This window comes from Paenibacillus sp. J31P316, from assembly GCF_056269105.1.
This window is the reverse complement of sequence record NZ_JBWDNI010000003.1, coordinates 514,387-532,420: the sequence shown is the minus strand read 5'-3', so window position 1 is coordinate 532,420 and position 18,034 is coordinate 514,387. Positions and strand designations below refer to the sequence as shown.

18 protein-coding genes are annotated in these 18,034 nt (G+C 55.0%); 3 read left to right on the top strand and 15 right to left on the bottom strand.

Going from position 1 to position 18,034, the window contains the following annotated elements; all coding sequences use genetic code 11:
• Positions 1 to 81: 81 nt before the first annotated feature.
• The 5 genes from AC0YNU_RS13450 to AC0YNU_RS13430 all read right to left on the bottom strand — a co-directional run bounded on the left by AC0YNU_RS13450 (position 82) and on the right by AC0YNU_RS13430 (position 6,011).
• On the bottom strand, positions 82 to 1,551 hold the full coding sequence (locus tag AC0YNU_RS13450) for a CehA/McbA family metallohydrolase (RefSeq protein WP_475757194.1): 1,470 nt from the start codon (positions 1,549 to 1,551) through the stop codon (positions 82 to 84).
• Positions 1,552 to 1,562: 11 nt separating this feature from the next.
• Complete coding sequence (locus tag AC0YNU_RS13445) at positions 1,563 to 2,432, bottom strand: carbohydrate ABC transporter permease (protein WP_475757192.1); 870 nt, start codon at positions 2,430 to 2,432, stop codon at positions 1,563 to 1,565.
• Positions 2,433 to 2,437: 5 nt separating this feature from the next.
• On the bottom strand, positions 2,438 to 3,313 hold the full coding sequence (locus AC0YNU_RS13440; protein WP_475757189.1) for an ABC transporter permease subunit: 876 nt from the start codon (positions 3,311 to 3,313) through the stop codon (positions 2,438 to 2,440).
• Positions 3,314 to 3,425: 112 nt separating this feature from the next.
• Positions 3,426 to 4,895, bottom strand: a complete 1,470-nt coding sequence (locus tag AC0YNU_RS13435; protein WP_475757187.1) for an extracellular solute-binding protein — start codon at positions 4,893 to 4,895, stop codon at positions 3,426 to 3,428.
• A gap of 84 nt (positions 4,896 to 4,979) precedes the next feature.
• Positions 4,980 to 6,011 (bottom strand): LacI family DNA-binding transcriptional regulator, encoded by a 1,032-nt coding sequence (locus tag AC0YNU_RS13430; RefSeq protein WP_475757185.1) that lies wholly within the window; start codon positions 6,009 to 6,011, stop codon positions 4,980 to 4,982.
• A 290-nt stretch (positions 6,012 to 6,301) separates the two neighbouring features.
• Here AC0YNU_RS13430 and AC0YNU_RS13425 point away from each other — a divergent pair, with 290 nt between their 5' ends.
• On the top strand, positions 6,302 to 7,066 hold the full coding sequence (locus AC0YNU_RS13425) for a glycerophosphodiester phosphodiesterase (RefSeq protein WP_475757182.1): 765 nt from the start codon (positions 6,302 to 6,304) through the stop codon (positions 7,064 to 7,066).
• 262 nt (positions 7,067 to 7,328) lie between these two features.
• Here AC0YNU_RS13425 and AC0YNU_RS13420 read toward each other — a convergent pair whose 3' ends face one another.
• The 9 genes from AC0YNU_RS13420 to AC0YNU_RS13380 form a co-directional block, all read right to left on the bottom strand.
• Positions 7,329 to 7,832 carry a DinB family protein gene (locus AC0YNU_RS13420; protein ID WP_475757180.1) on the bottom strand — a complete coding sequence of 168 codons (504 nt, stop codon included), beginning with the start codon at positions 7,830 to 7,832 and terminating at the stop codon, positions 7,329 to 7,331.
• A gap of 137 nt (positions 7,833 to 7,969) precedes the next feature.
• Complete coding sequence (locus AC0YNU_RS13415; protein WP_475757178.1) at positions 7,970 to 8,416, bottom strand: DUF2269 family protein; 447 nt, start codon at positions 8,414 to 8,416, stop codon at positions 7,970 to 7,972.
• A gap of 17 nt (positions 8,417 to 8,433) precedes the next feature.
• Entirely contained in the window at positions 8,434 to 9,165 is a 732-nt protein-coding gene (locus tag AC0YNU_RS13410; protein ID WP_475757176.1) for an NAD(P)-dependent oxidoreductase, read from the bottom strand.
• Between the two features lie 117 nt (positions 9,166 to 9,282).
• The gene (locus tag AC0YNU_RS13405; protein WP_475757174.1) at positions 9,283 to 9,483 is read right to left on the bottom strand and encodes a hypothetical protein; all 201 of its coding nucleotides are present in this window, start codon (positions 9,481 to 9,483) and stop codon (positions 9,283 to 9,285) included.
• 1 nt (position 9,484) lies between these two features.
• Positions 9,485 to 9,655 (bottom strand): hypothetical protein, encoded by a 171-nt coding sequence (locus tag AC0YNU_RS13400; RefSeq protein ID WP_475757172.1) that lies wholly within the window; start codon positions 9,653 to 9,655, stop codon positions 9,485 to 9,487.
• A gap of 439 nt (positions 9,656 to 10,094) precedes the next feature.
• Entirely contained in the window at positions 10,095 to 11,213 is a 1,119-nt protein-coding gene (locus AC0YNU_RS13395) for an AI-2E family transporter (protein ID WP_475757170.1), read from the bottom strand.
• A gap of 27 nt (positions 11,214 to 11,240) precedes the next feature.
• On the bottom strand, positions 11,241 to 11,453 hold the full coding sequence (locus AC0YNU_RS13390) for a hypothetical protein (protein WP_475757169.1): 213 nt from the start codon (positions 11,451 to 11,453) through the stop codon (positions 11,241 to 11,243).
• A 495-nt stretch (positions 11,454 to 11,948) separates the two neighbouring features.
• Positions 11,949 to 14,087: a protein translocase subunit SecF gene (gene secF, locus AC0YNU_RS13385; protein WP_475757167.1), complete on the bottom strand. Its 2,139-nt coding sequence runs from the start codon at positions 14,085 to 14,087 to the stop codon at positions 11,949 to 11,951.
• Positions 14,088 to 14,115: 28 nt separating this feature from the next.
• Complete coding sequence (locus tag AC0YNU_RS13380) at positions 14,116 to 14,475, bottom strand: hypothetical protein (protein WP_475757165.1); 360 nt, start codon at positions 14,473 to 14,475, stop codon at positions 14,116 to 14,118.
• A 197-nt stretch (positions 14,476 to 14,672) separates the two neighbouring features.
• Between AC0YNU_RS13380 and AC0YNU_RS13375 the strand changes: the two genes are divergently transcribed.
• Positions 14,673 to 15,458, top strand: coding sequence for an S-layer homology domain-containing protein (locus tag AC0YNU_RS13375; RefSeq protein ID WP_475757163.1), 786 nt, complete (start codon positions 14,673 to 14,675; stop codon positions 15,456 to 15,458).
• Positions 15,459 to 15,598: 140 nt separating this feature from the next.
• On the opposite strand, the gene AC0YNU_RS13370 is transcribed toward AC0YNU_RS13375, so the two are convergent.
• On the bottom strand, positions 15,599 to 16,741 hold the full coding sequence (locus AC0YNU_RS13370; protein ID WP_475757161.1) for a serine hydrolase domain-containing protein: 1,143 nt from the start codon (positions 16,739 to 16,741) through the stop codon (positions 15,599 to 15,601).
• Between the two features lie 251 nt (positions 16,742 to 16,992).
• Here AC0YNU_RS13370 and AC0YNU_RS13365 point away from each other — a divergent pair, with 251 nt between their 5' ends.
• Positions 16,993 to 17,997 carry an iron-hydroxamate ABC transporter substrate-binding protein gene (locus AC0YNU_RS13365; protein WP_475757159.1) on the top strand — a complete coding sequence of 335 codons (1,005 nt, stop codon included), beginning with the start codon at positions 16,993 to 16,995 and terminating at the stop codon, positions 17,995 to 17,997.
• Positions 17,998 to 18,034 lie beyond the last annotated feature (37 nt).

The window sequence follows — 18,034 nt, the reverse complement described above, 5'->3', positions numbered from 1 at the left end:
ACGATCGCCGCAGACCGCACGATCGCGACCTGACGGCAGCTTCGCCTGCTTGTCCCCCGTTCAGGCGCCCGTAGCTTCACTTCATGCAATGTACACGGGATTCGTCATGCAGGTGACGACGGACTGCTCCAGCCCTTCCACGACGCGGCGCGCCTCCAGCCGGTAGAATAACCGGTCCCCCGAACCTTGAAAGCTCAGGCGTACGTGACCGTTCTCCGCCTCCACCATCCGAGGCGCGATTCCGAATTCGGCGGCAGCCGCGGCCGGGATCGCGGGCGCGCCGTTCTTATCTTCCGAGGCGTCGAAGGCCATGATCGCGGCGATCTCCCGCTGAACGGTCCAGCCGCCGGCTTTCGCGGCTTCCGTCTCCCATTCGCTTGCCTCGGCTGTCGCCGGAACGGCAACGTCCCACAGGGCTTCGATGCCGCGGTCGGACCAGAGCGCGACGCGGTCGCCTCTGGCCCCGCAGATGTCGATGGTCAACGGAACCCCGTCATGCTCCTCGATGGCATGCCGCGGAATCGTATCGCCGATGCCGTACTCGCCGGATGCGATGGCCATGCAGGTTTCGTCGGGATCGAACTGCAGCACGACGCGGCCCTGGCGAATGCCCGCCAGCACGCCCTGCACCGTATCGGATTCCGTCCACACGGAGGCCGTCGGACGCCCGTGCTTCACGAACCGGTCTTCCCGGTGCGTGTCGCTGCCGCCTAAGGCGATCAGCCGGCGTCCTTGCGCAAGCTGCTCCTGCCACCACGCGAGCGCGCGCTCGTTCAATGCGCGCCACGGACCGTTCCATACTTCGATCGCGTCATAAGGCAATTCAAAGCCAAGCTCCCAGGGGCAGGACGGACAGAACGGATGATTCAGCGATACGAAGCCGCCCCCTTCCCGGGCTTCGCCGAGCACTTCGTCCGCTTGAGCCGGCGTCGTCACGCGAAAATCCCGCAGCGCATCCGGGTTGCCGAACACGTTGGCATGGCCAAAATAGCTCGTCATCTCCACGCCGGGAATGAGCAGCAGCTGCTCGTCGGGAGCAAGCGCCGCGAAATTCTGCGAGGACGTATTGTGATCCGTCAGCGCCATGAATTCCAGGCCCCGGGCTTTGCACGAATCCTTCGCCTGTTCAATCGTGTAGCTGCCGTCGCTGTGCACGCTGTGCATATGAAGGTCGCCTTTCATCCAGCGTCCGTGCGGCCTGGCGAGCTCCACTTCGACGATGACCTCCGCGCCGCCCTCGGGGATCTTGTAAGCCCCGAGCAGCACGGCCCATTCGCCCTCGGCGATCGGTCCCGCCAGATAGCCCGGGGTCGCCTTCTCCGTTCCGACGAAGAACGCTTCGCGGGCGCCTCCGCTCCAGCCGACGATCCTCTCCGGCGAGCGGAGTCCGAGATCGACGACCGTCCCCGCCGCTCCGCCGCGTTCATAGCGGTACGCGATATCGATGCGCTCCACCGGTCCTTCCACCGCGAACGGAACCTCCAAATAAGAACGTTCCTCTTCTTTGCCGATCCATCTGCGCAGCGTGAGCCGCTGTTTCTTCGTCTCCATCATGCGTCCTCCTATTCTTTGCTGGCGCCGAGCAGGATGCCTTTCATGAAATACTTCTGAACGAACGGATACACCGCGATCAGCGGCAGGATGCTGATGACGATACCTGCCATCCGCACGTTCGTCGTCACCATATAGGTGCCGGAATTGCTGCTCGTGTCGATAATCATCGCTTTCAGCGCCACCTGAAGCGTGTACTTCATGGAATCGTTAATGAACATGACCGGCGCCGTGAACATGTTCCACCGTCCGACGAACTCGAACAGCGTCACGGTCGCGAGTCCCGCAGCCGCCAGTCGCAGGTACATCGTCAAGAAGATGCGGAACTCGCCGGCGCCGTCGATCTTGGCCGATTCCGACATCTCGTACGGCACGTTCAGGAAGAAGCTGCGCATGAGCAGGATCGAGAAGCCGGACACCAAGCCCGACAACACGAGCGCGCTCAGCGTATTGATGAGATGCAGGTCCTTGTTGACCACGTAGAGCGGAATCATGATCGCTTCCTGCGGCACCATCATCGTGATCAGCACGAACGTCAGCATGATCTTCTTGCCCGGCAGTCGGGGATAGATGAACACATAGCCAGCCAAGCTGGAAAGCAGCACGTGCAGCACCGTGCCGATTACGGTCACGATGACACTATTCAGCAGCGGACGCCAAATATCAAGGCTTTTCCATACGATCTCGTACCCTTCCACGCTGAACTGCTTCGGCCACAGCACGATTTCCGGCCGCATGGACGCGATGCCCGAAGAGAAGGAGAGCGCGAGCACGTTAATAAACGGAATAATCATGGTCAGCATCAGCGCGAACAGAAATAGCGCGTTTAGCGTATCGAAAGCTTTATTCTTCCAGCCGAGCCGTTCGAATCGATCGGACATTGTCGTTACACCTCATCGAATCTTGTCATTCGCCGCACGACGAGCGTCAGCGCGAGCGTCAATACCAGGACGAAGAAGCTGGCCGCCGCCGCGGGGCCGAGCTTGATTTCGAGAATCCCTTTTTGGAACGTATACATCATGAGCACGTCCACCTTCGAAGCAATCGTCGGATTGCGAAGGATGAACACTTGGTCGAATATCCGCAAGATGCCGAGCGTATTCAACAGAAAGACGACCTTCATCGTGTTGCTCAGCTGCGGCAGCGTCACGTACGTCAGCTGCTGCCAGCGCGTCGCGCCGTCCATGCGCGCCGCCTCGTAGAGCGACGGATTGATCGACACGATTCCCGCCAAGAACAAAATGCAGGTGTAGCCCATCTCCTTCCACGTCGAGAGGAGAATCATGATCCAGCGCGCATAGCCGGAATCCGCCAGGAAATTGATCGGCGCCCGATGAAACACATGGACCAGGATCATATTCACGATTCCGCTGTCGGGCGACAGCATGAAAATCCAGATCCCGCCGACTACGACCCAAGAGAGCAGATGCGGGACGTAGAGGATCATTTGCGCCACCTTCTTGAACCAAGTCCGCAGCACTTCATTCAGCGACAGCGCGATCGCGAGCGGCGCGGCGAAGCTGAAGAGGAGAATGCCTCCCCCGATGACGAGCGTATTGACCATCGCTTCCCAGAACAGCGAATCATGCAGCACCGCGTCGTAGTTCGCGAACCCGACGTACGGCCTGGCGCCCATCAGCTTGTAATCCTGGAAGCTGGTCTGCAGGCCTTTCACGAGCGGGTAATAGGCGAATACGAGAAAATAGGCGATCACCGGCACCATCATGACGTAAAGCGCGCCGTACTTCTTCAACGATCTCATGCTTTTATTCACGTCCTCATCTGGTAAACGGTACCATTATTGGGCTGAAAAGAAGGCAAGCAGGGGATCCGTGCTCCCCTGCCTGCTTGTCGTTCGAATGCAATCGGACGGCTTACTCGTCGATTAGTTTTTTGCCAAGCAGCTCATCGTGCATCTTCTTCACGGCTTCGGCGGCGTCCATTTGGCCGGACATCGCTTTGAGCGCGTAATTCTTGACGATCTTCTCCGCGTCGGGCCAGCCCGGCAGCGATAATTCAAGCGTTGCGTTCTTCGTTACGAGATCTTGCGCTTCCTGAACGCCAGGCAGCTTGCCGAACGGATATTTCACGTTCTGGTTGTACCAGAACGGCACCCCGTGATCCATGTTGTGCTCCGTGCCGGTCGGCGTCAGCTTGTAGGTGTCGCCTTCCTTGGTATAATCCTCGGTCTCGATGCCGAGGCTTCCGAGCGTAATGCCCGGTTCCGTGTGCCAGAACTCCAGGAATTTCTTCGCGGCGTCCGGATGCTCGGCGTTAGCCGGAATGATCCAGAAATCCGGGTCTCCGCGGCGCATCAAGATCTTGCCGTCCGCGCCCGGAATGCCTTCGAGCGCTTCCGCTTGGAATTTCGTGTTCGGATCCGCTTGTTTGCGCGTGTTGTTGAACATACCTACCCAAGCATCCCAGTACGTGACCATGCCGACGCGGTCGGAGAGGAACAGGTTGCGCATCTTGCCCGTGTCGTTCGTCACGAAGTTCGGATCCATGATGCCTTCCTTCACGAGCTTCGCGAACCATTCGTACATCGGAACGGCCGCTTCCGTCGCGTACGGAATCGTGCGTTTGCCGTCCTTCATGACGTAATGCGCCTTCACGCCGGCCGCGCTCATGAAGCCTTGAATATCGTAGAGATCGGACGTGCTGAGACCGTACGTATCGTTCTTGCCGTTGCCGTCGGGATCCTTCTCTTTAAATGCCTTGAGAACGTTATAGTAGTCGTCCAACGTCTTCGGCTCCTGCAGGCCGAGCTTGTCGAGCCAGTCCTTGCGCACGATCGGCATCGTTCCGCCTTGGAATTTGCTGAACACGGCGACGATTTTGCCGTCCTTGTCTTTCAGTTGATCCCATTCGGCCGTCGGGACGACCTTCGGATCGGACAACACCGTGGAGCCGGTGACGAAATCGGTCAGATCGGTGACGACGCCTTGGTCGACGAAGGTAGCCAGCTTGCCCAGGTCGCTAAGCTCGATCAGGTCGTATTTCTCGCCGGAGCCGAGCGCGGTCAACACCTTCTGGTCGTAATCGCTCGCAGGCTTCTCGATGGAAGCGTCGATGCCGGTCAGGCGTTTGATCTCCGCTTGGTACTTCGCGTTCTCTTCCGGCGTCTTGCCGCCGACGTTGGCGTCCAGAATGCGCAGCTTCATATCCGCCGCCGGCGTCTCGGCGGGAGCGTTAGCCGGAGCGTTGGCACCGGCGTTCGCGTTATTGCCTGCCGGCGCGTTCGTATTGGCCGCGTTATTCGTTCCGTTCTCCGTACCGCAGCCGGACAGCAGCATCGTGCTTGCGACGGCAACCGTCGACATCGTCAACCATACTTTTCTCATTCGTTGAAACCTCCTGATTGTAATCGCGATTTGGGTTAAACTTGAAAGCTTGAATAAGTCATATAGAAAGGAACGGCCGCCTGACTAACCACGCACGCTAGGAGCCGCACAGGAGCCGCGAATGGCGAGCTCCGTCGGGACAAGCACGCGTTTGGCGCTTTTCTGATCCGCGTTCAGCTGCTCGAGCAGCAGCTTCAGCGCTTCGACGCCGAGCCGGTCGGCATGGAGCCGAACGCCGGTAAGCGGCGGCGAGAATTCCGGCGAGAGCACGGTGTCGTCGCTGAACGCGAAGACCGACAGCTGCTCCGGAATGCGCAGCCCCAGCCGCTCCGCCGCCTTGTAGACGCCGAGCGCCATCATGTCCGTATCGGCGATCACCGCCGTAATGTCCGGCGAAGCCGTCAACTTGGCGAGCGCCGACTCGTAGCCGAAAGCATGCGCCGACTCGCCCTTCAGCGGCTTGTGCAGCACTAGATCCGGCTTTGGCTGCAGGCCCGCTTGCATAAATGCGTTTCTGTACCCTTCGCCGCGGTCTGCCGACACGGTTCTCGAGGCCGGCGCGTTCAGAAACAGGATTTCCGTATGCCCCAGTCCGATCAAGTAGCAGGTAACTTGGGCAGCCATGCCGACATTGTCGTTATCCACGTAGCTGACCTGTGCCTCGTAAGGTACCGGCGGGCGGCCGATAATGACGATGGGCATGCCGCTCTGAAGCCGATCCTCGATCCTTGCGTCCGACGCGATGGGATCCAATAGAATTTCGCCATCCACCGGGTCCGAGGAAATGTTCTCGACCTGACTGAGATAAGCAGGCGACAGGGCATTGACCAGCAGGCGGTAGCCGTTCTCGTAACAGACGCGCAGCACGCCGTTAAGCAAGGAGTGGTGAAACTGACCGAATTCAAGCGATTCGCCGCGGATATTCAATCCGAGTATGCGGGTGGAACGGTTCACGAGGCTTCTTGCCCAATAATTCGGTTTGTAGTGCAGCGACTTGGCAGCAGCGAGCACGCGCTCGGTAACTTCTTTGCTGATGGGCCTTTTCTTGCTGAACACGCTCGAAACCGTGCCCTTGGATACGCCGGATGCCTTCGCGACGTCGTCAATGGTAGCCAAGAATCGTTGAACCTCGCTTTCTCCCATGGTGATCCGATCCGATGTGGGAACGATACCGGACCCGTAAACAAGCTTAAACCGGTTTTGTAAATTCCGTTTCAACTTCATGATTAGTTATTGTAAAAGTCGCTATTTTCTTTGAAATTCACGTTCTACTGCGGTCGTATAGGAGGAATTTCCCACTAATTAGGAATAAAGATTAATTAAACCGTTTTAACAATACCTTATCTTTCAAAAAGAAATTACGATGTTACAATGGAAGCCATCATGGTTCGGAGAGGATGCGCAAAATGACAAGAGGAAGAATTTTCAGCGGCATGGACGGCATTGCCGTCGGCGCGCACCGGGGCGCCTCGGCTTACGCGCCGGAGAATACGATGGCCGCTTTCGAGCGGGCCGCGGCTTGCGGAGCGGAGTTGATCGAGCTCGACGTGCAGTTGACGAAGGATGGCGAGGTCGTGGTCTTCCACGATCTGAAGGTGGATAAGACGACGAACGGACATGGCCCGCTCAGCGACTACACGCTTGCGGAGCTGCAGGAGCTGGATGCCGGCTCATGGTTCTCGGAATCGTATGCCGGAGCGCGAATTCCGACACTGGCGGATACGCTCGCTTGGGCGAAGGACAGAATCTGGCTCAGCATCGAAATGAAGCAGTCGAAGGATCTGGAGGAGGTTGCATTGGCCCATCGCACGGCCCGGCTCGTGGCCGAACATGGCATGAACGGCCACGTGCAGCTCATGTCGTTTCAGCACCGGCTCGTGGAGGCGGTGCGCGACGTGAACGCGGATGTGCTGACGGCGCCGATTTGCGCGCACTGGGTGGAGCATCCCATCGAGCTGCTGCGGCAATTGCAGGCCCAGATTATCAACACCCCCGTACAGCATCTCTCCAAGGAACGGGTTGCCCTGCTGCACGAACGCGGCTACTACGTGTATGGTAGCATGTCCGACGACCCTGATGTGTTCGCCCGGCTGCGGGCCATGGGCGTCGATGCGATGGACACGAACATCCCGGACGTCATGCGCGGGCTTCGGGATCAAGCGCCTAGTTAGTCCGCGCGAGTTCCATTTACAAACCGTCAGACTTCGAATGATAAGTCTTAGACGCACCTAATAACGAAACAGCAGGAGCCATGGACGAATATTGTCCTTGACTCCTGCTGTTTTTTGAACACTTAGCTAGTTATAGTTATTTCAACGTACAGGGACCGCTCACCAAAGGATAAGCGGGCTTTCCGCATCTGTGCCAAGGCGAATTTGCTTCACAACTCGGTATTCACATTTCATCTCACAGCCCCCTTGTCTGACGGAAGCGTCAGTCCCACACTAAATTTCCCTTTCTCATCTTCGCTATGTATATGATCTGTCCCGTGTGGCTAGGCAAATGCCTGAATTGATGTAAAAGCATTTCTAGAACGGTGCATTGATTGTTCAAGCCCCCTGAGTCGAACGGCGGGTAGTGTACGTACGGCTGTTCCAGCAGTCGCTCAGGGTTTGTTTTCATCAATTCGAGAACCCCGAGAATGGAATCATAGGACTTCTTCGAAATTTCAAGTGCTTGATCCTTCGACATGTGCAGCCCTCGTTCGAATTCGATGCTCCTGTACTCGTTCAATGGAGCGCCGTAGTAAGCCGCATCAAACCAATAACGCGTTGCCCCCGATATATGCGCGATTAGATTAGCTATGCTGTTGCTCTCGGATGTCGGCGACCAGGAGAGATCCTCTTCGGATAATTGCTCGATCACCATGCGAGTCCATTTCTGATCCGCTTTGTACTTCCTTAATAGCAGATCAATCACGATGCTTGAACTGTCCAATTCATGCACCTCCCATATTTTACTAAATTTTAGCAAACGAACGTTCGCATGTAAAGAAAAAACAGAGCAGCTGCTATAGTAGCCAACTGCTCCATGCTGCGTAATACAACGGATCAGGTAAGTCGACCGTTCAACGATCAGAATGGCTTGAACACCATCAACAGCAGCGAGAGGAAGGCTGCGAAGTTCGCCATGCCTTCGAGCGTGGCGGATCGCCGGCGAAGCAGCTTATAAGCCTCGGGCAGCGCATCCCCCTGCGTTAGCTGCAGCACGCCGAGCTGCTTCTTGATGCCCGCGGGAACCATGACCGCCAATAGGACCAGGATAACCAGGAACACAAGGATGGAGACCACGTACCAGCCCTCGCCGAATAGATAGGTTTCCATGAAACCGAGCGCAAGTCCCGTAAGCAGGAGCAGGCTGCCGCCGATCTTCGGCAGGATTGCGAGCTTCTCCAGCAGGCCAAGGGCGAATCTCGCTTGGCTCACGGTGCGGACGCCGCTCATGATGATCGGATAGCTGATCACCGCGGTTAGCGCGATGATGGCCGATAGGATATGAATGAAGAGCACATACATGTACATGGATAGATGCCTCCCGCCTAAACTTGAACCAGGTCTTCTTTTTGATAGGCGAGCCCGACCCTTTTTCTCTTGAATGGCCCTCCAAGCTCGATATTATCCAGCATGCATTTCACGACATCATCATAAGCGACATTCAACTCTTCAAGCCGGCTGAACAAGTAACCGGCGATATCGCCCTCGGAAAATTCCTGAATCGTCTGCGGGATCGATAGAGGCAAGGTCTCCGTTGTCACATGGAGATGAACCGACGCCGAAGGTTCGATCGCATCCATCATCGTTCCCGGGCACATCATGGACCAATCGAGCTCGGACCGCTGCAGTCGTTCAAAGTTTCGATTGTGATTTTTATACGCGGGCGGGAAGCCGGGCAAATTGTTGCCAATGAGCTCCGTATGAGGAATCTCAAGCAGGCCGGCGCCTCCCATTACCCATACCCTCCCGGAAAAACCGGGTTGGACTTCGCATTGGCTTATAATGTTATCGACGAGACGAATGAACTCCTCGCCTTGACCTGCATGGCCGGCAGCGATAATAACGGCGTCCTGATGGAAGAGCGCCTCGCCGACGCTTGCCGGATTTAGGATATCGTCCCCGATCACCTTCACGTCTATTGCGGAACGTTCGCCTTGCGTTTCATGAAACTTCTCCGCGTTTCGCACGAATGCCGTCATTTCATGTCCCATTGCCGCCCCTTGCTCCAGCGCTCTTCTCCCCGTATTTCCCGTTGCTCCGAAAACAATGATTTTCATCGTTTGTTCCTCCTTTAGTAAATACCCGCTATATTTCGTCTTTCGTCTTTGGATTGACTTCAGCGTATCATCGTTTCCAAATCTTGATAAGAACCCACTTTAATGTAGGGTACTTACTTAAAAGTAAGCATAAGCCGTGGCAGCGGCGACGCTGGTCAGCGCACCGGAATCAATGGGTAACGCAAACAGGCGCAGCCCCGCATGAATCATGGCGGGGCGCGCCCAAACTGCTTTATGGCATGTCGTGTTCCTAAGGATACATCCAGCATCTACGCCGTCTTTTACCAGATAACGTTCTTTCATTCCATGCATCAGCAACTCAATCCGAGTTCCTTACGACTAAGTAAGCAATGATTCCGATCGGGCCAAGAACCAATACGATCAGCGCCCATAGGCAGCCGATGTTTCCTCCCCGTTTGTCGGAAGCATCGCTCCATACCCAGAAAAGGCCAATGATTGAAAGTATCCATAAAAGAATAATAAATGCCATCGAATCCTCCTATTCCACGCCATTTCATGTCAAATCCCCACAACATGCGCAAATAAGGGCAGGCCGTTATTAAGCACGCTGCGCCGCGTTATTACACTATTCGTTCCTCGATGTTTTCATTAATGATCCTTGCAATTTTCAAACTGTCCAATTGGATTGAACCCTGAAATAGATGCATCTTGCTCCCCTTGAAATGAAAAAAGGCAACCAGCATGCTGGCAGCCGTTTGAGCGTATGCATCTGGTTTCGTTTTGCTTCGAACATAAAAAAAGGGCCTCCAGAGAGACCCTTTTTGCCCGATCCATAAGCTGATAGTAACTGTAAGGGAAACCACAACACAGGAGGACAAACCCATTATATTCCTATTCAGGGAATGTGTACAGAGAATTGAAGCGGTGCATTTCCTAATCGGAAGCTTATACAGGAATGATGATTTTGCCTAATCACGACGTTTATTAACCTCCGCCAGCGGATCGATTGGCGGGATGCGGTTATGCGTAAGGAACTCGTAGGTTCGAATCGTGATGATCTTAATGATCGCATAGACAGGGACCACAATGATCATCCCGACAGGACCGATAATCGCACTCGCGCCGATGACGAGCAGCATGACGGTAAAAGGGTGAACGTTCATTTGCTTGCCGATGATTCGCGGGCCAATCACGTTCGATTCGAGTTGGTTCGAGACGACGAGCACGATGCCGACCAGCAGTACCGTCATCGGGGAGACGGTAAGCGCCACGATAGCCGTTGGAACGAAGGCAATTAACGGCCCGATGTACGGAATAAAATTCGTGATCGCAGCGATCATGCCCAGCAACAGCGGATATGGCATATGAATCATTAAGTACCCGATGAAGGTCAGTGCGCCGATCAGCAGCGATGTTAGCACTTTACTCAAGACGAACGAGCCGATCGACGCATCGATCTCCTTGAGTGCGCCGCCTACCACACGGTGATAGCGATCCGGCAGCATTCGCAGAATGCGGTCGGGAAGCTTATCTCCCTCGCTCAGCAAATAATAAATCATGAACGGAACGAGACCCAGCAGGAAGAAGAAGCGCATAATCAGATTAAAGATACCGCGCACGCTGCCGATGACGGAATTAAGCAACCCATCCAGCGATCCGGTCAGCTTGTTCGTCAAATTCTCCGAAGATAGCGCGTCCTTCTGCCCGATTTCCTTTAGCCATTCGTGCTGCTGCACGGACTCGATCCAGGTTCGGACGGAGTCGACGATCTGATCAAAGTTGTTCACTAGATTAATGGACTGATCCCGGATCGGAGGCCAGATCATCCAGAAGAACAAGTAACAGACGCCGATAGCCCCGATGTAGACGAGGAGAATGGCAATCGTCTTAGGCAGCTTGGTCGAAAGCAGCCTTACGAAAGGCCGGAACAAATAGTAGAAGATGCCGGAGATCAGCAGCGGGACGAACAACGCGGCCAGCACCTTTTTGATCGGATTGAACACGAAGTCGACTTTTGATGCCAAATAGGCGATCAATAAGGCAACGATGATCCCATAACCAACGCGAAACCACTTGCCTTGCGGCATATGGACAAGTCTCCCTTGAGTTGATATTTAACTGCCTCTTACGAGTATTACCTCGTTAGGAGCGAAAATAAAACCAAGCTGATCGTCCCATTGACTTTCTGTTGTTTCCCGCCATGCTATCCATCCAACCGGCAGATCAGCTAATTGAACCAAGCTTGGATCAATATCGATTATCTCTTTCAACCCGAGTATTCGTGCCTCTTCTTCATTTGCTTCCCCGCCTTCGAGAAACTGCCACATCCAATGACCTAATCAATCCTCAGAAATCTTTCAATCTTCTTTAACCATTCAGACTTATAAAATTGACTTGTTGGAACACCCTGATAACCTTCATCGTCCCAACCCTTGCTTTTCAATACCTGCCCTTGTCTTCTGGGAGTTTCCGTTGGGGTTAAGAATCCGTCATGAATAAAGTATATGTCGCAGATAACGCATTTTAGATGATCGAAATGATTCCCATCGCCAAATGCTCTCTCAAACCAATTTAGCTCTTTACCACACTGAGGACAGAAAATCGCGCTTTTATCTCGTAGTTTGCGAAAAAAAGACATCCCCTTTCAACCTCATTCCTTAAATCTACTGCATCATTATTTTCGGTGAGGTAATCCAACTGTCCTGCCCGCTGGCGCAATAAAAACGGAGCAGCTACCGCCGGCAAGCTGCTCCAAGTCGCGTTGAACGATCGTTCCCCTATACTGCCGAAAGCTCCGCCTGGCCGACGAGGTCGCGTCGCATTTACGTCTTCGTTTGCGGCCCCAACCGGGTACGCTTGTACAGCATCATCCATATTTGCACGGCAATGAAGATGGAGGAATACGTTCCGCTCGCAAGGCCGAACAGAAGGGCGAGCGAGAACAGCCTTATGCTTTCCCCGCCCATAACGAACAGAGCCAAGGCGGCGAAGAAGACGGTAAGCACCGTGAAAACGGAACGCCGCATCGTCTGCCGCAAACTTGCGTTTACGAGCCGTTCCAGCTGCTCCGCGGTCTCGGGCCGTTCCTTCCTCATATTTCTGCGGATCCGGTCGAAAATAACGATCGTATCGTTGAGCGAATACCCGATAATCGTCAAGATCGCCGCGATGAAGGTCAAATCGATCTCCAGCCCGAACAGGGAGAACAGCGCGATCGGAATGAAAATATCATGGGCGAGCGCGATGACGCATCCGATGCCGTACAGATAATGAAATCGAAGTGCCGTATACAGCACGATCGCTCCGGCGCCCATCAGGACGGCGTAACCGGCCTTCTTCACCGTTTCGCCGGCAATGATAGGATCGACCGTCGATTCCTGTCCGGTCACCTGCTTCCCATACAGCTGCCGCAGCTTGTCCTCGATCGAGTCAAGCTGGGAGGAAGACAGCGTGCTGCCGAACGTCGTCACGGCGGAAGAAGCGCTACCGCGGCCCGCCTTGACGAGGGACTTCATGTCAACGGACGGTACGACTTCGCGAATTGCCGACGTAACGTCGGCGGCTTCGAACGGCGCTCCGATTGCCAACTCCAATCTTGTCCCCGATTTAAAATCCACTCCGAGCTCCAGTCCTCTGAATAGGACCGCCGCTAATCCCACTACGAGAATGAGCGCGGAGAGACTCAAATATCGCTTCCTGCGCTTGACGAGATTCGGATACGGCGCAGTTGCATCGGGCTTGCCGACAATACGCACGCCGAACCAGCCGGCGTTTCGGAGCACGCCTCCTCTAAGCAGCAGCCACAGGAACATCCTCGAACCGTATACATTGGTGAACAGACTGACGATGATGGTCATTGTCAGCACGATCGCGAAGCCTTTTACGGAACCGTCGCCGAAAATCATTAAGATAAGAGCGGCAATGAGCGTCGTCACATGCGCGTCCATAATCGTGGCCATGGAGGCACGCGCACCGATGCGACTGGCGGATCGCAAGCTTTTTCCTTCCCGCAGCTCCTCTCTTATCTTCTCGTAGGTAATAATGTTCGCATCGACGGCCATCCCGATGGCAAGTATGAAACCGGCGATGCCGGACAACGTCAGCGACGCGTTCATCCAATCCAGGGCAACCAGGCCGATGTAGGCAAAGCAGGCGATGGTCAAATTGGCTACCATCCCCGCGAGACGATAGACCGCAGCCATAAAGACGAGAATCGCCGCGGCCGCCATGCCGCCCGCAAGCAGCGTGCGATGCAGCGCCTCCTCTCCGAGGCTGGGCGAAATCGTATCGACCTGCAGTTCGATCAGTCGGGCGGGAAGCGAGCCGGCGTTCAACAGGTCCTTGAGCTCGGTCGAAGCGTCCTGATCGCCGCTTGTTATGGCGGAGACGCCGTCGCTGACGACAGCTTGCACGACAGCTTCCGATACGACCTTGTCGTCCATCAGAAACGTAAGCGTCTTGCCCAGATTGTCCTGCGTCACCCGCTTCAGCTTCGCCGGGTCTTTGAATTGGACAATGACCTCGGGACGATTCAGCGCGTCGAGCCCCGTATCCGCGCCGTTCGGCAGCAAATCGCCGCCGTCTAGCACGATGCGGTCCTGATCGTCTCTGATGCTAAGATAGGCCGGCTGGCCGATCAGTTCCCGCAGCTTCGTCTGGTCGGCGTCGCCGGCGATCCGGACGCGAATCCGGTCCGCCCCTTCTATCGTCAGCTCCGGCTCGGACACCTTCGTTATGTTGACGCGTTTCTCGATCATTCGCTCGGTCGCGAGCAGCAGCGGCTTCGTCACTTGCTGTTCGGAATCGATCGGCTTCACGTGATAGAGGATATCGAATCCGCCTTTAAGATCGAGGCCCAGCTTCAAATTGCCGACGATATTCGGCAGCGTCGAAGACATCAATGCCAGCACGAAAAGAACCGTCAGCATAAACGGCAGCAAGCTTTTTATTAGTTTGGTCAATTTATATTCTCCCTTTCATTCTATGGAATCATAGATGAACAGAGAGCGAGCTCATAGAGCGGGATTGAAAACGAACGGGGTTGAGCGCATAGAGTCGTTTGAGGATTTGCACGGGAGAGCGGAAGTAGAACGTAAGCCTGGCCTTGGGGGAAGGGGAGGAGAATAACAGCAGAAGAAAAACAAAGGAGAATAAAACTTGCGACGCGTGCTGGCCGTCCTTGGCCGCGTCGAATTCGATCGCGCCGAAGCCGTGATCGTCGCCGCCCGCGGTAAGAGTCGGCCCGGACGCATAACTGTGATCCGAAGAAGAATCGGCCTGCAGCAGCGGACATAAGCAAGCCATGAGCAGGATGGCGATGGCGAGCGTAATGCGGATCCATTTTCTCATCGTAACACCTCCCTTCCGATAGCGGGATTATAGCATAATTTCACGCCGAAGATAAGCAATGCGGAATTTACGCTGGCGTCAAAAAGATGATCACCTCTGCTGCTTCGAAAATCTTTGTCCAAAATTTGCAACTTTCTGGTTCAAGGCCCGTCTAGGAGTAAGAATGCAGCATTCCACATCCCTATGAGGTGACAACAATGAAGAAGAACACAATCAAAACCTTTACGCTTTCCGCGGCTGCCCTAATCACGTTGACGTTCGCGGGACAAAGCTACGCGGCTGCGACGCACCACTTCACAGACTTGAACGGCGTGGCGAGCAAAGATAAAATCTTGGCCCTGCAAGCGTCCGGCGACGTGCGCGGCATCAATGACGAGCGCTTCTTCCCGAACGCGACGATCACGGCGGCCCAAGGCATCCAGTTGATCGTGAACGCGCTGGAACTGAATCTCGATACGATTCGCTTCTTTAAAGAGCCGAAAGCAACCGACTATTATACCAACGCCGACGACAAAGCGTGGTACGCGAATACGCTGATTATCGCAGCGAACAACGGCTTGGATTTGCCGAAGGATTTCGATCCCGAGCAAACGTGGACGCGCGAAGAGTTCACTCGCCAGCTCATGAATGCCATTGCAACGCATGTCGGCTTGCCTGTCGTTAAAATCAGCCCGGATCGCATTGCCGACACCGACAGCTTCGCGAACGGCGTCGACAGCGTAATCCTAAGCGCGGTCGTGCTTAATATCGCCAAACTGGACGACAACAACAACTTCCTGCCGACGAAATCGATCACGCGCGCCGAGGCCGCGGAAGAAATTTATGATGCGCTTGCCTACCTCGATGCTCGGCAACCTTCGGGCGATGCGCCCTCGGGCGTTCATTCCCATCCGATGATACCGGTCACGGACGTGCCTTCGGACGTTCACTCTCATCCGATGATACCGGTCACGGATGCGCCTTCCTCGAGCAATAACGGTTAATGTCGTTGTATACGGTCAATAAATCGAAAGTCCGGATTTCGGGACGCTAACTACGGCGTTCCGAGACCCGGACTCTTTGTTTTGCCATGCATACGGGGATTAACCCCTTAATTAGACACTCAACCGCGGTGTTCTGCCGCCTACCCTAACAGGCACGAGTAAACGATGTTTCTCAAACGAGGATGTACGTAAGGCTCCTGATTGTTCACCAGATGCTGTGCATACATGACGGTCAACTGGGACTCGGGATCGATGATCGCGAAGCTGCCGGCCCCGCCGCTCCAGCCGAATTCGCCGAGCGGGGACAGGGAGCCGCTGCCCGCTTTCGAGACATGGGTTCTTACGCCAAGCCCGTATCCGTAACCGGCGTGATGCGCCCAATTGTAGTCGCTCCTCGTGCGCTCGGTCAGATGGTCGGTCCTCATCAGATCGACGCTGGCAGCGGACAAGATGCGCACGCCTTCCGGGCTTGTGCCGCGATTGGTCAGCGCGTTAAGGAATCGCGCATAATCGCTTACGGTTGACAGCAGGCCGGCCCCGCCGCTCTCGAATTCCGTGCCGATGCGGTACCAGTCCCCGTCCATGCGAACCGCCTTGTCAAGCTCGTCCTTGTATTCATATAGCGGAGCAAGTCGGGGATATTGTGCGTCTGTCAGGTGAAAGCCGGAGTCGAACATGCCTAGCGGCCCGGTAATTTCATCGCGCACGTACGTGCCGAACCGCCTTCCGTCGACCGCCTCTACAAGCGCTGCAAGAACGTCATGGCATAGACTGTAGTTCCACCGGGTTCCCGGCTCGAACAGCAGCGGTTCTTGGGCAAGGGCAATCGCAAACTCCCGGGTCGACACCTGTCCGTTCGTGCGTTTCGCCGCATCCCGTATGGAAGGCGAAGCGAGGTCATAGGAGAATCCGGCCGTCATCGTGAACAAGTCGCGAACCGTGATCGGTCGTTCCGACAGCTCCGTTGCATGCTCGTCGTCCGTCTGCTTCTTTCGCACGACCATTTCGGTGAACTCCGGCAGATAGTCGGAGATCGGATCGCCGAGCAGCATCGCTCCCTTTTCAACCAGTTGAAGCGCGGCCGTGCACGTGAGAATTTTCGTAAGCGAATAGAGGTAAATAATCCTGTCGCCGTCAATGGGGATGTTCGCTTCCAGATCGGCGCTGCCTGCCCGGTAGCGGAAAACCGTCTCGTTCCGATGCATGACCAGCACTTCCGCCCATGGAATGCGCCAGGCAGTGATACGATCCATAAACCGGGATAGCGGTGTAAAGTCCATCATTCCTCATCCTCTACTAAATGGTCTCCCTATTATTATTGTACAAGGGAGCCTTTCCTGCAAACCCGAATCATTCAGCGTGCCTATAGGTCTTCCTGGGTTCATTCTATTCTTCGTCATTCGACCGCTGCACGGACTCCGCTTATGACCAATTTAGGATTGACAAGCGGGAAGAAATCAAATAAAGTTTTGATAGCATATTGATAATGATTATCACTATCAAAGTGAACTAGATCAACGAAGGAGATTTTGCAATGAAAACATGGCTTGTCCCTCTGCTCGTGCTTGTTGTCGTGGCCTTAAGCGCCTGCGGCAACAATGCAAAAAATAATGGCTCGGCCGGAACCGTCAATTCCGAAGCCGGGGCTAACGCGAATGCCGCCAATGCCGGCTCGGCCGACGCAAACGCAGCGACGAACGACTCGGCAAGCGAAGACAGCTCCGGCAAGATTACGTATTCATCCGAAACCGGACCGATCGAGGTTCCCGCCCATCCGCAGCGCGTCGTCGTCCTCTCGGGCTATGCGGGCAACTTGTTGGAATTAGGCGTGCCCCTCTCCGGCACGGATTCCTGGTCCAAAGCGGATCCAAATTTCAAAGAACAATTGAAAGACGTTACCGAAGTTTCCGAAGAAAACGTCGAAAGCATCCTAAACGTCAAACCCGACTTGATCATTGCGAGTTCGGACATTAAGAATGCCGATAAATTGAAACAAATCGCGCCTCTCGTTACCTACACCTACAACAAGGTGGATTATCTAACCCAGATCCTGGAGATCGGCAAAGCCGTGAACAAAGAGCAGCAAGCGGCCGACTGGATTGCCGATTTCAAGGCACGCGCCCAAAAGGCCGGAGAAGAAATCAAAGCTAAGATCGGCGCCGACAGCACGGTTTCCGTTATTGAGGGAGACAGCAAATCGCTGTACACCTTCGGCGACGCCTGGGGCCGCGGAACGGAAATCCTTTATCAGGCAATGGGGCTGAAAATGCCGGATAAAGTCAAAGAAATGACAAGCAAGGCCGGCTATTACGACTTGTCGCTGGAGGTCCTTCAAGATTATATGGGCGATTACGTCATCTACAGCAAGGATCCGGCAGCGGATGCTTCTTTCCAGCAAACGTCCACCTACAAGAACATTCCGGCCGTGAAGAACAATCGCGTCTTCGAGGCCGATGCCACGGCATTTTATTTCAATGACGCCATGTCGCTGGACTACCAGCTCGATTTCATAACCAAATCGCTGCTCGGTTCCAACTAATGAAATACGATCAACATCTCCAAAAAAGGAGCGCCTA

Excerpts from the sequence above, each read along its gene's own strand:
- AC0YNU_RS13380 (WP_475757165.1), bottom strand. The coding sequence starts at position 14,475 with ATGAGAAAATGGATCCGCATTACGCTCGCCATCGCCATCCTGCTCATG.
- AC0YNU_RS13450 (WP_475757194.1), bottom strand. The coding sequence starts at position 1,551 with ATGGAGACGAAGAAACAGCGGCTCACGCTGCGCAGATGGATCGGCAAA.
- AC0YNU_RS13445 (WP_475757192.1), bottom strand. The coding sequence starts at position 2,432 with ATGTCCGATCGATTCGAACGGCTCGGCTGGAAGAATAAAGCTTTCGAT.
- AC0YNU_RS13435 (WP_475757187.1), bottom strand. The coding sequence starts at position 4,895 with ATGAGAAAAGTATGGTTGACGATGTCGACGGTTGCCGTCGCAAGCACG.
- AC0YNU_RS13415 (WP_475757178.1), bottom strand. The coding sequence starts at position 8,416 with ATGTACATGTATGTGCTCTTCATTCATATCCTATCGGCCATCATCGCG.
- AC0YNU_RS13365 (WP_475757159.1), top strand. The coding sequence starts at position 16,993 with ATGAAAACATGGCTTGTCCCTCTGCTCGTGCTTGTTGTCGTGGCCTTA.
- AC0YNU_RS13410 (WP_475757176.1), bottom strand. The coding sequence starts at position 9,165 with ATGAAAATCATTGTTTTCGGAGCAACGGGAAATACGGGGAGAAGAGCG.
- AC0YNU_RS13390 (WP_475757169.1), bottom strand. The coding sequence starts at position 11,453 with ATGTGGCAGTTTCTCGAAGGCGGGGAAGCAAATGAAGAAGAGGCACGA.
- AC0YNU_RS13395 (WP_475757170.1), bottom strand. The coding sequence starts at position 11,213 with ATGCCGCAAGGCAAGTGGTTTCGCGTTGGTTATGGGATCATCGTTGCC.
- AC0YNU_RS13425 (WP_475757182.1), top strand. The coding sequence starts at position 6,302 with ATGACAAGAGGAAGAATTTTCAGCGGCATGGACGGCATTGCCGTCGGC.
- AC0YNU_RS13370 (WP_475757161.1), bottom strand. The coding sequence starts at position 16,741 with ATGATGGACTTTACACCGCTATCCCGGTTTATGGATCGTATCACTGCC.
- AC0YNU_RS13400 (WP_475757172.1), bottom strand. The coding sequence starts at position 9,655 with ATGGCATTTATTATTCTTTTATGGATACTTTCAATCATTGGCCTTTTC.
- AC0YNU_RS13375 (WP_475757163.1), top strand. The coding sequence starts at position 14,673 with ATGAAGAAGAACACAATCAAAACCTTTACGCTTTCCGCGGCTGCCCTA.
- AC0YNU_RS13440 (WP_475757189.1), bottom strand. The coding sequence starts at position 3,313 with ATGAGATCGTTGAAGAAGTACGGCGCGCTTTACGTCATGATGGTGCCG.